Raw genomic sequence first — 13,221 nt, forward strand, 5'->3', positions numbered from 1 at the left:
CCGGGCGGGGCGCCGCCGAACGGGGGTATCGCGCCCCGTCACAGCGACCTGGCGGCCTCCAGCAGCGGAGCGAGGGAGGTCACGGCACTCTCGCAGCCGGCCTCTCGCAGCTCGCGCGCGGTCGTGGCGTTGCGGGCGAGCCCCACGAACCGCAGCCCGGCCCGCTGGGCGGCGGCCAGCTCGGCGACCGTGGAGCCGACGACCAGCCCGGTGGCCGCCGTACCCCCTTCGGCGTCCAGGGCGCGCAGCAGGCAGTCGGGGTGCGGGGTGAGCAGGGCCGGGTCGCCGCCGCGGCCGTGGATCCCGGCCAGGGGGAGTCCGCCGTAGGGGCGCAGGTAGCGGTGCACGGCGTCGGGGCAGGCGTCGGTGACCACGCGGACACGGCGGCCGGCGGCGTGCAGCGCGCGGATCAGCGCCGCCGAGTTGTGCGTGGCCGGCGCGTGCGGCACGGCCGTCAGTTCCAGGGCGTCGAGGCGCTCGCGCAGCAGGGGTGCGAGCGGGTCGCGCGCGAAGGCCCGCAGGACGTCCAGCGGATGGGCGAACGCGTCCGGTCCGGCCCCGGCCGCGGTGTCCCGCGGGTCGCGGTGTCCGGCGACGAGCGCGAGGAGATCGCGCACCGCCTCCCGGGCGGTGGTCGCCGAGAACAGCCGGGCCACGGGGCCGTCGAAGCCGATCAGCACGGTCTCGGTGGCGCCGAGCAGCTCCGGCAGCGAGCGCACGGGCCCGGCCGGCCCCCGCGGTCCGGGCAGGGGCGCCCCCTCCGGGGCCAGCTGCACCGTCGCGGCCACCGACAGGCCCGGCACGGGCCAGCGGCGCAGCCCGGCGTTGACGGCGCGCTGGGCCGCGCCCGCCCGGCGCAGCGGATGCCGCCGGGTGATCCGGGCGGCCTCCCGCAGCACGTGGTCGAGCAGCGGCTGCGCCACCCGGCTCACGTCGGCACGCACGAAGGCGACCGGGTCGTCGACGTGCCAGGACAGGTCCACCGCCGCGGCGAAGACGCCCTTCCCGGAGCTCGGCAGCGAGATCCGGTGGTGGGCCTGGTGGGTGGTGAGGTCCACCTCGTAGTACGTCACGAGCCGGGGTGGCCCGTCGCCCAGCGGCCGGGCGGGGTCCAGCAGGGTGAGCGGGCCGTCGGGCTGGGCGTGGACCACGGCCGTGCGGCCCGGGGCCGGGACGCCCAGGCGCCGCAGATCGTGCGTGATGCGGGGACCGCTCACCAGGTCGCGGGCCTCCGGGCCGGGCTGCGCCGAGGGGGTCAGGGGGCAGTGCCACGCGACGGGGGTGCCGGTGGCGCCGCCCCGGTACAGGGGCTGGAAACGCCGCGGCCCCCGGGCCGCCGAACTGGCGGCGAACTGCTCGTACACGGCCGGCGAGAGCACCACCTGGACGCCGGCCGCCACGAGCGGTGCGTCGGGGGGCGGGGCGGGGCGGTCCCAGAAGGTGACGGTCAGCGGCGGCGGGTCCGCCGGACCGGTCAGCACGTCGGGCAGTCCGCGCAGGACCGCGACCAGGACGGGCAGCAGGAAGGTGCCGGGCCCGGTGCTCACCTCGTAGCCGTCGGGGCGGACCCGTACCTCGTAGTCGTGGGGGGCCAGGGCGCCGCGGGAGAGCATCTCGTGCACCGCGTACTCCAGGGTGATCCGGGCCTCGGGACGGCCGGTCAGGTCGTCCGCGGCGAACAGGATCGTGGGCGCGGCGGACGCCTCCTCGGCGCGCGCCAGCGCCGTGAGGATCTCGCGGCGCAGCGCGTGCAGCCGCTCCCGGGCCGCCGCGGCGGCCGGGCCGGGGACACCGTCGAGCGGTTCGCCGCGGAACAGGGCGAGCGCGCGCCCGGGGTCCTCGGCGAGGAGGCTCTCGCAGTGCGGCACGTCCAGGTACGCGTCCGGCAGGTGCAGGGCGTAGGAGCTGGTGAAGGACAGGAGACGGTCGGGCGGCAGCACCCGCCGGATCTGCGCCGCGAGCGGTTCCAGGCGGGCAGCGGCCTCACCCTCCGGCCAGGATCCGGTGGCCTCGCCCTCCCTCCGGTGTTCGGTGGTCTCGCCCCGGTGCTCGGTGGTCTCGCCCCGCGGCAGGGGCGTCTTGCGGGGGCTGTCGGCTGCGCCCCCGGGCGGGTGGGCGCCCCACAGGCCCGCGGCGAGTTCCGCGTGGCTCACGCGGCGGCCCGGGCGCAGCAGGAGCATGCACAGCAGCGCCTGCGCGAAGGGCGTCAGGGGTTCGGCGTCCTGCGGAAGGCCGCCGAGGCGCGGTGGGCCGAGCAGGGTGAAGGAGCACGACGGCGGCCAGGGGCCGGTGGCGTCCAGGCGGGCCGCGTACTCGGCGGCCTCGGGCAGCCTGTGCTGGTCGATCAGGTCGAGCAGGCCCCGGTGCTCCTCGGGCACCCCGGCAGCCGGACCGAGTTGCTTGAGCAGCCGGCGGAACTCGGCGAGATCCGACTGCGCGTCCTTGCCCCGCGACTCCTCGCCCAGGGCGAACCGGCTGACCAGCACGGTGCCGTCCGGCCGCACCAGCAGCCCCCCGGGTCCGCGCTCCCCGCGCACCAGGCCGTGCGCGTGCAGGGCCCGCAGCCCGGCCGTGCCCTGGGCGACCAGGCGGGTGAAGGTGCGGAACTCGATGCCGGGCAGCACCTCGGGCAGGGTCAGGCCGTCCACGCACTCGGTGACGAGGTAGGGCTCGCCGTCCCGTACCCCGTGGTCGACGACCCGCACCAGATGCGGGTCGTCGAGGGCGGCCAGGGCGGCCGCCTCCCGCCGGAACCGCTCCTGGGGCGCGGGCTGGTCGCGGTACCGGCGGACGACCACCCGCCGGCCGGTGCGGACGTCCACGGCCCGCGACACCCGCCCGTCACCGGTGTGCCGCCCCAGCCGGTACCGCCCGGCGAACAGCTCCTGCGCCCCCAGGCGCCGTACGGTCTCCTCGCTGACGGTGGCGAACGCCGGGCCCTGCCCGTCGCCCGCCCCGTCCGTCTCGGCCCGGAACGCGCCGGCGGTGAGACCGGCCCGCTCGTCGATCAGGCCGCCCACCCGTTCCAGGAACTCCCGGGTCCGGCTGCGCGCCGAGCGCGGCAGGGTGCGCAGCAGCAGCTCCCGCACCCCGGGGCGGAACGCGTAGGAGCCGGGCGGCCCGGGGACGGTGGTGAGCATGCCGCTGAGGATGACCTCGGCGAGGTGCCGCGGGTGCGGGTCCCGGTCCACGACGCGCTGGACGAGGCGCATCACCGGCACCGAGGGGACCGCCAGCGCGAGGTGCCCGGCCAGGCGGAACGCCTCGGGGGACGCGGTGGCCCGGAAGCGCAGGACCAGTTCCTCCGGCGAGGACGCCGCCGGGTCCGGGGCGGCTTCGGCGGGCGGCGCCGGTGCGGGCGGCAGCCAGGCCGCCGCTCCCGGGATCCGTGCCCCGCCCGGGTCGGCCACCAGTGCCGCCCAGTGGGCGAGCCAGGGCGCGCCGGGCTCCAGCACGGGCACGGGCAGGCAGTGCGGCGGGCGGGGCGCGGCGTCGTAGGGGGTGAAGGCAAGGGAAGCGGAGGGCGCCGCCGTCGACGGGGACGTCAGCAGGCCCGGCTCGGCGGGCAGCGCCGTCGTGGACCACAGCCGTTCGGGCAGGGGCTGGACCACGGCGAGGGGCGTGCGGTGCGCCCAGTGGCGCAGCGTGCGGTACCAGCGTTCGCCCGCCCCGCCCGGGCGCCACTGGGGGCCCGCGCAGTCGCTGACGACCAGCGTGACCGTGCGGCCGTCGTCCAGGACCGGGACCCCGGGGGCCCGGCCGTCCGGGGTCGCGGCGTGCAGGGTGACGGAGCGGAAGATGCCGGACTGCGCGAGGGCCGCGTGCAGTTCGCCCACCAGGGGACGCCACACCGGCATGGTGGGGCCGGTGTCGTGGACGAGGTTCAGGCGCAGCCAGCGGTCGGGGGCCGGGCGCAGGACGGGGAACCACACGTCGGGACGGGCGCCGAGCCGCGCGATCCGGTCGGCCGTCGCCCGCTCGTCCAGCAGCCGCACATGCGGGGAGGGCACCTTCCGCTGCAGCGGACGCAGGGCCCGTTGCAGCGCCAGCGGGTGCGGCAGCATCGGCGGCGCGGGCGCGAGCACGCCGGAGCCGCCGCCCGGCTGCCCGGCGGCGCGGTGCGGCGTCCGGGGAGCGGGCAGCCGCAGCGGGACCCGGCCGGACGGCGGCGGCAGCCGCGCGGGCTCGGTGGCCTCGGCGGGTGCGGGTGCGGGTGCGGGTGGCGCGGGTGCGGGTGCGGGCGCGGCCGGGGGCCCGGAGTGCTGCGGGTCCCCGGTGGGGGGAGCGTCGGGCGCGGCGGCGGGAGTCCCGCCGCCCCTGTCCGGCGGCGGCTCCAGCCGGCCGGCGAGCCAGAGCAGTTCGGCGATCTCCCGGGGGGTCGGTGACCCGCCCGCGGCCGACAGGACGTCCGCGAGCCGGGCCACCGGGGACGGGCCGGCGTCAGAAGCCATCGCCGTCGGCCGTCGTACTGAGGTACGGCATGAGCTGCTCGGCGAGGTCGTCGCGGGAGTCGGCGTCCAGTCCGGCGACCCCGGTGAGGTAGAGGGCGTTCAGCAGCTGGTCGGTGGCCAGTTCGCCGCCGGAGGCCCGTTCCAGGAACCGGGCGATCAGCCGGTCGGCCGCCTCGTCCGGGGTGTCGAGGTGGGCGCGGACGATGTCGGTGAGCTGCTCGCGGCCCGGCCGGCGCAGCTTCAGCCGGACACAGCGGCGCAGGAACGCGGGCGGGAACTCGCGTTCGCCGTTGCTGGTCAGCACCACGAACGGGAAGGCGCGGCAGCGCACCCGGCCCCGGCGGACCGGCACCGGTGTGTCCGTGCCGTCGGCGAGGACCTCGGCGGTGCCGTCGTCCGAGTGGCGGGCCGCCCGCACCAGTTCCGGGATCTCGTACTGGCCCTCCTCCAGCACGTTCAGCAGGTCGTTGGGCAGGTCGAGGTCGCTCTTGTCGATCTCGTCGACGAGCAGGGCGCGGGGGCGGTCGTAGGGGAGCAGGGCCGTGCCGAGCGGGCCGAGGCGCAGATGGTCCTCGACGCTGCCGGGCCTGTCCTGGCCGTGGCGGGCCGCGTACAGCCGGGACAGCGGGTCGTACTGGTAGAGGCCGTCGGCGAGCGTGCTGCGGCTGGTGATGTTCCAGCGCAGGACCGGGCCGAGCCGCAGCTCCCGGGCCACGGCGTAGGCCAGTGAGGACTTGCCGGTGCCGGGCGGGCCGGTGACCAGCAGGGGGCGGCGCAGGCACAGCGCGGCGTTGACGAGCCGGACGCTCTCCGGCGTGGCCACGTACGACTTCGCCCGGTGCACCCGGTCGGGCGAGACGGCCGTCGCGTCGTCCCCGTCGTGGGGCGCGGGCAGGGCGGGCCCCCCGTCGAAGGCCCGCCAGGGCGGCGGGTCGGGAAGGTGGTCGATGCCGTCGTGCGGCGTGCTCGTGCCGGTGTAGACGGACCAGTGCGGCATGGAACGTGGTCTCCGCTCTCCGTTGTCGTGCGGGTGTGCGCGGCGGGTGCGCCGGGTGCGTGCGGGCGGGTCAGGCCACCGGCGACCCCGCGTGCGCGGCGGCGGCGTGCGGGTCGGTGAAGACCCGCGGGTCGTCCCACAGCAGCTGGATGCCGTGCGCCCAGTGGTCCTCCTCCGCCAGGGCCTCCTCGCGCAGCGCCAGGACGTGGCGGGGGAGTTCGGCGGGCGGCACACCCGCCACGCAGGCGCCGAGGGCGTCGAGGAACGCCTTGCCGGTGCAGCCGTCCGCGCCCGCGCACTCCTCGGCGCCGGAGCCGCAGCCCCCGCGCGGCCAGACGATCAGCGGGGCCGGCGCCGTCAGCGACACCTCGAACTGCCGCCGGGTACGGGCGGCGGCCGGGGCCGCGCCGAAGCCGGCCAGGCACGCGTCGGGCTGCCGCAGCCGCATCCGCAGCCGCCCGGGTTCCTCCGGCCCCCCGCACTCCACGCGGTGCATGCGCGCGCCCGGCAGCGCGTCCAGACGCTTCCAGGCCCGGGTCAGCACGTGCCGGGTGCTCGCCTTGCGGCGCGCCTGGTCGGTGACGACCAGCGGATAGACGCAGCCGAGCGGGGTGTCGTCGTCGGGGGCGCTGGCCCAGCGGTCCACGGGCCAGTCCAGCCAGTCCCGGGGGAGCGCGAAGGCGACCAGTTCGTCGGCGCCCGGGGTCAGGTGGCGGAAGGCCGCTTCGATCCGGTCCCGGACCCAGACGGGCAGCCGGTGCCGCTCGACCGTGGCGGAGTCCACCGGGTGCCGGTGTCCCCCGCTGTACGCGGACACCTCGACGCGGATCAGGCCGTCGCCTGCTCCGCTGTGCCCGAGTTCGACCAGGATCGGCGACCAGTCGGGGGCCTCCTGCGGCGGCGGCCCGGCGGCCGGGGTGCGCAGCAGGTCCCGCAGCAGGGCGGCGAACCGGGTGAGGGTCTGCGGGGCATCCGGGCCGTCCAGTTCGCACAGCACGAACAGGGCCGCGGACCACAGGGAGCCGAACCCCTCCTCGGGCGGCGGGGGATCGAACGGGCCGGCCGCCGCCGTGTACAGCCGCACCGGGTCGCAGACGACACCCGCCCGCGCGGCCTCCTCCACCAGGGCGCGCAGCCGGGCGCGGTCGGCGCTGGCGTGGTCGGGGGCGGGGACCAGGCCCCGCAGACCGGGCCAGTAGCGGGCCATGACCTCGGTCGGCATCATCCGGCCGGTGCGGACGTCCGCGGAGCCGGCGTCGGCCGTGACCATGCCGACGACCTCGCCGGTGCCGGCCAGGGTGACCGCGGCACCGCTGAACCCGGGGGCCAGGGGCTGGCCGCCCAGGTGCCAGGCCTCCAGCTGGAACCACTCGCGGCGGATCAACTGCGGTGCGGTGAGGCGGAGTTCGGTGAGGACGCCCTCGTCGTACCCGGCCGGGAAGCCGTAGACGACGAGCTTGCGGGGCGCCGGGCCGTGCGCCGATCCGGCGGGGGCCAGCGCGGCCGGGGCGACGGGCACCTCCGTGTCGAGTTCCAGCACGGCGAGGTCGCCGGGGTCGGTGGGGCCGCCCGCCCAGCCGCCGTGGGCGACGACCCGGGCCCGCACGGGCTCGGTGCCGGGCAGCTCGGTGAAGACCACCGCCAGGTCCTCGCCGTCGCCGACGACGTGGGCGCACGTCAGGACCGTACTCGGGGTGACGAGGAAACCGGCGCCGGTCACCTCGCCGCGTAACTCGATCCGGGCGTGCCACTCGGCGCTGCCCGGCGCGCTCACGAGCGCGCTGTCCACGGCCGTGCTCATGCGACGCCGCCGGCCTCCGGGGTGGAGGCGGCGCCGGGCGCGGGCGGTGTCACGCCGGTGGGTGCGGGCCCGGGCGTGGAGGGGGCGGCCGAGGTCTGCGGCGCGGACCCGGTCTCCGGCACCCGCCCCGTGCGCGCGGCGGGCGCGGGATCCTGTGCGCCCGGCGACCACGTCAGCCTGACCACGAGGTGGCCCTCCGCGGTGCCCTTGGCGATGATCGCGCCCGCCTCCGCCGACAGCTTCACCCCGAACTCGATCTCCACGCCGTCGGGCCGGAGGGAGCCGTCCCGGAAGACCCGCAGCGCGGACTCCGCCGCAGCGCGTACCCCGTCCAGGGCGCCCTCGAAGGTGCGGGCCGCCTGCACCGTGCCGTCGCCGCGGGCGACCAGGCGGGAGCCGGGCCGCTCCCGCACCGCCTCCACCGCGACCACCGCACCGTCACCGGTCCTGAACTCGACCACCCCGTCCACGGCACCCCCGTCGTCCCTCACATCGGTCGTTCCCCGTGTGACGGACGGTACTTGATGGGGTGTGAGGCGTGCACGGCACTTCAGGGCCCGACCGTTCCCCGGATCACGCCGAGTTCCACCAGGTCCTGCGGGCGGATGCGGAGCCGGTCCGCCGTCCGCTCCACCTCGCGCGGCGGGAGCTTGAGGATCGCCGCCGCGAGTTCCGGGGCGATCACCGAGAAGTAGCTGTCGGGCGTGGCCCAGGTGTTGCCGGGCGCGGCCAGGGCGAGCGCGCCGCCGGAGCCGCCCTCGCCGACGACCAGCGTGGTCACGGGGGTGCGTGCGGTGGCCACCGCGCCGAACAGCTCGGCGATCGCCGGGCCCGCGCCCTGCCGCTCCGCCTCGGCGTCGTTGGCCGCGCCCGGGGTGTCGACGAGGGTGAGCACCGGGATGCCCAGCCGGTCCGCCAGCCGGATCAGCCGGGTCGCCGTGCGGTACCCGGCGGGGCGGGTCGCGGTCCCGGTCTGCGCCGCGTAGGCGACGGTGCGGCCCTCGTGCTCGCCGAAGCCGCACAGCATGCCGTCCGGGTCAGTGCCGCCGCAGCGGTCGCCGCTGATCGCGACCCGGTGCGTGAACCAGGCGTCCAGGTAGGCGGCGGCGCGCGGGCGCCGGGCGGAGCGGGCGCGGCGCACGGCGTCCCAGCCCGTGGCGGGCAGCCCGTCCGCCCCGCCCAGCGCGCCGGGCGGCGGGGCGGGCACCCGGGACGGCCGCGTCAGCAGCCGCAGCCACCGCGCGAGCGTCCCGCGCAGCTCCTCCGGCCGGACCACGGCGTCCACCGCGCCCGCCGCGAGCTGCGCCTCGGCCGTGTACGCCGACGGGTCCGCGTCCGCCGGGCGCACCCGGGAGCCGGCGAAGCCGACCTGGGCGCCGGGCAGCGCCAGCACCACGTCGGCGCCCGCGCCCAGGGTCGCCCAGCCGCCCCCGGTGGTCGGGTCGCGCACCACCGCGACCTGCGCGAGGCCGGCCTCGCGGGTGAGGGCCGACTGGCGCGCCACGCGCTGGAGCTGGGTCAGCGCGAGCATGCCCTCCTGCATCCGGCTGCCGCCGGTGGCGACCAGCGGCACGACCGGCAGCCGCCGCTCGCGGGCGCAGGCGTACGCCGCCTCCAGCCGGTCGCCGGTGCGCTCGCCCAGGGAGCCGCCGAGGAAGCCGAACTCGAACGCGATCAGCACGGCCCGGGTGCCGCCGACGCGGGCGATGCCGCACACCACCGACTCCTCCTCGCCGGTGCGTTCGGCGGCGCGTGCGCGCGAGGCGTCGTAGCCCGGCCAGCCGAGCGGGCCGTCGGGCCGGGACGGCCGGGCGGGGGAGGGGAGTTCGTCGAAGGTGGAGTCGTCGGCGAGGGCGGCCAGGACACCGCGGGCCGACAGGCGCTCAGCCATCGGTCAGGGCCCGCTTCATGATCTTCCCCATGTCGTTGCGGGGCAGGGCGTCGAGGTGCCGGAGGACCCGGGGCCGCTTGTGCGGCGCCAGGCGCTCGGCCACGTGTCCGGCCAACTCCTCCAGGGACGGCGGTGACTGGGGGTCCGCCGGCACGATCCAGGCCACGATCCGCTCCCCGAGGTCGGCGTCGGGCTCCCCGGTGACGGCCGCCTCGCGCACGCCCGGGTGTTCCAGGAGCGCGTTCTCGATCTCACCGGCCCCGATCTTGTGCCCGCCGCTCTTGATCAGGTCGGTGGCCTTGCGGCCGACGATCCGGACGCAGCCGTCGGGGTCGCGCACCGCCATGTCGCCGGTGCGGAAGAAGCCGTCGGCGGTGAAGGCGGCGGCACTCGCGTCGGGACGGCCTAGGTAGCCGGAGAACAGGTTCGGGCCGCGCACCTGGATCTCGCCGACGGCCTGCCCGTCCCACGCGGTGATCTCCGTGCCGTCCTCCTCGACCAGGCGCAGCTCCACGCCCGGCAGCGGCACGCCGACCGTCCCCGGGCGGGCCTCGCCGTCGGCGCGGACGCTGGTGTTCATCAGCGTCTCCGTCATGCCGTACCGCTCGATCACCCGGCGGCCGGTCGCCGTCGCGATCCGGCCGTGGTCGTGCACGGGCAGCGCGGCGGACCCCGAGACCAGCAGCCGCGCCCCGGTCAGCGCCTTCACCAGCTCCGGGTCGCCGGTCACGGCCTCGGCGATGCGGTGGTACATCGTCGGCACGCCGAACAGCATGGTGGCGCCCGCGTTCAGCTCGCGGGCCACGCCCTGGGTGCTGAACCGGCCCAAGTGCCGCACCGAGCCGCCGCGGCGCAGCGGGCCGAGGACACCCAGCACCAGGCCGTGCACGTGGAACAGCGGCAGGGCGTGCACCAGGACGTCCTCGCCGGTCCACTGCCAGGCGTCGGCGAGCGCGTCCAGGCTGGCGGCGAGCGCCCGGCGGGACAGGACGGCGCCCTTGGGCGGGCCGGTGGTGCCGGAGGTGTAGACGATCAGGGCCGGGGCCTTCCCGGCGTGGTCGTCCGCGGGGACCGGGCCGGCGGCGCGCACGTCGACGTCCACGCGGGGCAGATCCCGCAGCGGCGCGGGGAGCCGGTCGTCCGGGGCCGTGAGCAGCAGGCCGGGCGTGCTGTCGGACAGGATGTGCGCCAGCTCCCGGTCGCCGGACTTCGGGTTGAGCGGCACGGCGGGCACGCCGGCCAGCAGGGCGGCGACGACGGCGACCGCCGTCTCCAGCGTGGGCGTCGCCCGGACGGCGACCCGCGAGGCCCCGCCGATACGGCCCGCCAGCGCTCCGGCCGCGGCGGCGAGCTGCGCGTAGGTCAGGGACCGTTCACCGAACCGGAGGGCGGGCCGGTCGGCCGGATCGCGGGTGAGGGCCGGGAAGAGAGGGGTCACGCTCGACGTCTCCTTGCTGTCGGTTGCCCGCCGGTCGCGACGGGGCTCGCGAAGGCCCGTCCCGGCCCGCACGCCCGCCACCGGGCCCACCACCGCCGGGACGACGGCCCCCACGCTCCCTCCGTACACCAACAGCGGCGCGGAGAAACACGCCCGCACGCGCCGCCGCGTCCCGCCACCGGTGCCGGGGCCCCACGGGGGAGGCCCCTCGCGCCGCCGGCGTCGCGCGGGAGGTTGTTAGCCTGCGGCGGGAAAGCGGATCGATCACCCGTACGAGATGGAGTCGCCCGTGGCCGGCAGCCCCCGCATCGCGCTCGTCACCTACGACCCCGGCGCCGAGGAGCACAAGGACCGGGACCTGCCGGTGCTCGTGGCGGCGCTGCGGGCGGGCGGTGCCGACGCCCGGGCCGTCGCCTGGGACGACCCGACGGTCGACTGGGCCGGGTTCGACCTCGCCCTCATCCGCTCCACCTGGGACTACAGCTGGCGTGCCGGGGAGTTCACCGCCTGGGCCGAGTCCTGCGCGGCGGCGACACGGCTGCTCAACCCGGTCGGCGTCGTGCGGTGGAACGCCGACAAGCGCTACCTCGGCCGGCTCGCCGACGCGGGGGTGCCCACCGTGCCCACCCGGTACGCCGCGCCCGGAGTCCCCGCCGACCTGCCCACCGGCCACGAGTACGTCGTCAAGCCCGCCTCGGGGGCCGGTGCCCGCTACGCCGGCCGCTACCCGGCCGGGGAGCGCGCCGCCGCCCTTCGGCAGGTGGAGCGCATGCACGCCGAGGGGTTCACCGTGATGGTGCAGCCGTATCTGGCCGCCGTCGACACCGAGGGCGAGCGGGCCCTGCAGTTTTTCGGCGGCCGGCTGCTGCACGCCAGCGTCAAGGGCGCCGTCCTCACGCCGGGCACACCGTACGACGCCGACAAGGTCGCCCATCCCCGCCTGCGGCCCTGGCGGCCGGCGGACGCCGAACTGGCCGTCGCCGAGCGGGCCCTGGCGGCCGTGCCCGGCGGCCCCGGGCTGCTGTACGCGCGCGTGGACCTGGTGACCGGCCCGGACGGGCAGCCGTGCGTGATGGAGCTGGAGCTGATCGAGCCGAACCTGTTCCTCGACCTGCACCCGGAGTCCGTGCCCCGGGTCGTCGAGGCGGTCCTCGCCGCCGCCGGGCGCGCCTGAAAGGCGTGCGGTTCATTCCCTGATGCGGCTTTTGGTGTAGTGGTGGGGCATGCCCACCGCGCGCCGGTCCCGGGCACCGCTGCTGGCGGTGTGCGCCGGATACTTCATGGTGATCCTCGACGTCACGATCATCAACGTCGCCGTACCGGTGATCGGCCGCGAGCTGTCCGCGTCGCTGACCGGCATCCAGTGGATCACCGACGGCTACACCCTGGTCTTCGCCGGGTTCCTGCTCACGGGCGGCGCCCTGGGGGACCGGCTGGGCAACCGGCGCGTCTTCTGCGCGGGCGTCACCGTCTTCACCCTCGCCTCGGCCGCCTGCGCGCTCGCGCCCGGCACCGCCTTCCTCGTCGCGGCCCGGCTGGTGGAGGGGCTGGGCGCCGCGCTGATCGTGCCGGGCTCGCTGGCGCTGCTCCAGCAGGCCTACCCGGAGCCGGAGGAGCGCTCCCGGGCGTTCGGCCTGTGGGGCGCGATGGCCGGGATCGCCGCCTCGGCCGGGCCGCTGCTGGGCGGGCTGCTGGTCTCCGCGGCGGGCTGGCGCTGGGTGTTCCTGATCAACCTGCCGGTCGGGGCGGCCTGTGTCGCGCTGACCCTGCGGCACGTGGCCCGCTCGCCCCGCCGCCCCGACCGGCCCCTGGACCTGCCGGCGCAGGCCGCGGTCGTGGCGGCGGTGGCCCTGCTGACGGGCGCCCTCAACGAGGCCGGGCGGCGCGGCTGGTCCGATCCGGCCGTCCTCGCCGGACTGGGCCTGGCCGCCTCGGCCGCGGCGGCCTTCGCCCTGCGCGAGCGGCTCGCCCGCACCCCGCTGCTGCCGCTGAACCTGCTGCGCTCCCGGGCGATGGGCGGCGGGGCCCTGATCGGCCTGCTGTTCAACTTCGGCTTCTACGGCATGGTGTTCACCGCCAGCCTGGAGTTCCAGCACGAGCGCGGCTACAGCGCCCTCGGCACCGGGCTGGCGCTGTTCCCGGCGGTGGCGATGACCATGTTCGCCTCCGTGCTGTCCGGCCGGCTGACCCGCCGCACCGGAGACCGCCCGCTGGTGGTCGCCGGCATGCTCCTGGCCGGGCTCGGCCTGGCGGGCTGGGCCGCCGCCGGGGCCCAGCCCGCGTACGCCGTGCTGGTCGTCCCGATGATGGCCGCCGGCTTCGGCACGTCCTTCGCCCTCACCGGTTCCACCGCCACCGTCATGGGCGCCGCGCCCGCGGCCCACGCCGGGGCCGCCTCCGCCCTGTTCAACACCACCCGGCAGATCGGCAGCGCCACCGGTGTCGCCCTCGGCGGCAGCCTGCTCGCCTCCGCCACCACGTACGGCACCGGCGTGCGCACCAGCATGCTGGCCGGAGCCCTGGCCTACCTCACCGCGGCCCTCCTGGCCTGGTGGTGCGTGCCCCCCAAGGCACGGCAGGCCGCCCGGGCCTGAACGCACGGGACGACGGCCGCCCGGCCCCGGCCGGGACCCGTCCGCCCGG

8 protein-coding genes are annotated in these 13,221 nt (G+C 77.5%); 2 read left to right on the forward strand and 6 right to left on the reverse strand.

Annotated elements, in window-relative coordinates; genetic code table 11:
- Nucleotides 1-38: 38 nt before the first annotated feature.
- From ACFYWG_RS13690 to ACFYWG_RS13715, 6 genes are all read right to left on the reverse strand, one after another.
- Nucleotides 39-4,451, reverse strand: a complete 4,413-nt coding sequence (locus ACFYWG_RS13690) for an SAV_2336 N-terminal domain-related protein (RefSeq protein WP_389201300.1) — start codon at nucleotides 4,449-4,451, stop codon at nucleotides 39-41.
- Nucleotides 4,441-5,448, reverse strand: a complete 1,008-nt coding sequence (locus tag ACFYWG_RS13695; protein WP_383502632.1) for an AAA family ATPase — start codon at nucleotides 5,446-5,448, stop codon at nucleotides 4,441-4,443. The genes ACFYWG_RS13690 and ACFYWG_RS13695 overlap by 11 nt, the downstream gene beginning before the upstream one ends.
- 70 nt (nucleotides 5,449-5,518) lie before the next feature.
- Nucleotides 5,519-7,249, reverse strand: coding sequence for a trypsin-like peptidase domain-containing protein (locus tag ACFYWG_RS13700; protein ID WP_389201302.1), 1,731 nt, complete (start codon nucleotides 7,247-7,249; stop codon nucleotides 5,519-5,521).
- Entirely contained in the window at nucleotides 7,246-7,740 is a 495-nt protein-coding gene (locus ACFYWG_RS13705; protein WP_383502638.1) for a CU044_2847 family protein, read from the reverse strand. Before ACFYWG_RS13705 ends, ACFYWG_RS13700 begins: the two co-directional genes overlap by 4 nt.
- Nucleotides 7,741-7,799: 59 nt before the next feature.
- Nucleotides 7,800-9,140 carry a carboxyl transferase domain-containing protein gene (locus ACFYWG_RS13710; RefSeq protein WP_383502641.1) on the reverse strand — a complete coding sequence of 447 codons (1,341 nt, stop codon included), beginning with the start codon at nucleotides 9,138-9,140 and terminating at the stop codon, nucleotides 7,800-7,802.
- Nucleotides 9,133-10,578 carry an acyl-CoA synthetase gene (locus ACFYWG_RS13715; protein ID WP_389201305.1) on the reverse strand — a complete coding sequence of 482 codons (1,446 nt, stop codon included), beginning with the start codon at nucleotides 10,576-10,578 and terminating at the stop codon, nucleotides 9,133-9,135. The genes ACFYWG_RS13710 and ACFYWG_RS13715 overlap by 8 nt, the downstream gene beginning before the upstream one ends.
- Nucleotides 10,579-10,855: 277 nt before the next feature.
- On the opposite strand from ACFYWG_RS13715, the gene ACFYWG_RS13720 reads away from it, so the two are divergent.
- On the forward strand, nucleotides 10,856-11,752 hold the full coding sequence (locus ACFYWG_RS13720) for a RimK family alpha-L-glutamate ligase (RefSeq protein WP_389201307.1): 897 nt from the start codon (nucleotides 10,856-10,858) through the stop codon (nucleotides 11,750-11,752).
- Nucleotides 11,753-11,801: 49 nt separating this feature from the next.
- Nucleotides 11,802-13,172: an MFS transporter gene (locus ACFYWG_RS13725; protein ID WP_389201309.1), complete on the forward strand. Its 1,371-nt coding sequence runs from the start codon at nucleotides 11,802-11,804 to the stop codon at nucleotides 13,170-13,172.
- Nucleotides 13,173-13,221: the final 49 nt, after the last annotated feature.

The sequence above is a fragment of the Streptomyces sp. NPDC003456 genome (assembly GCF_042878735.1).
Lineage (GTDB): Bacteria > Actinomycetota > Actinomycetes > Streptomycetales > Streptomycetaceae > Streptomyces.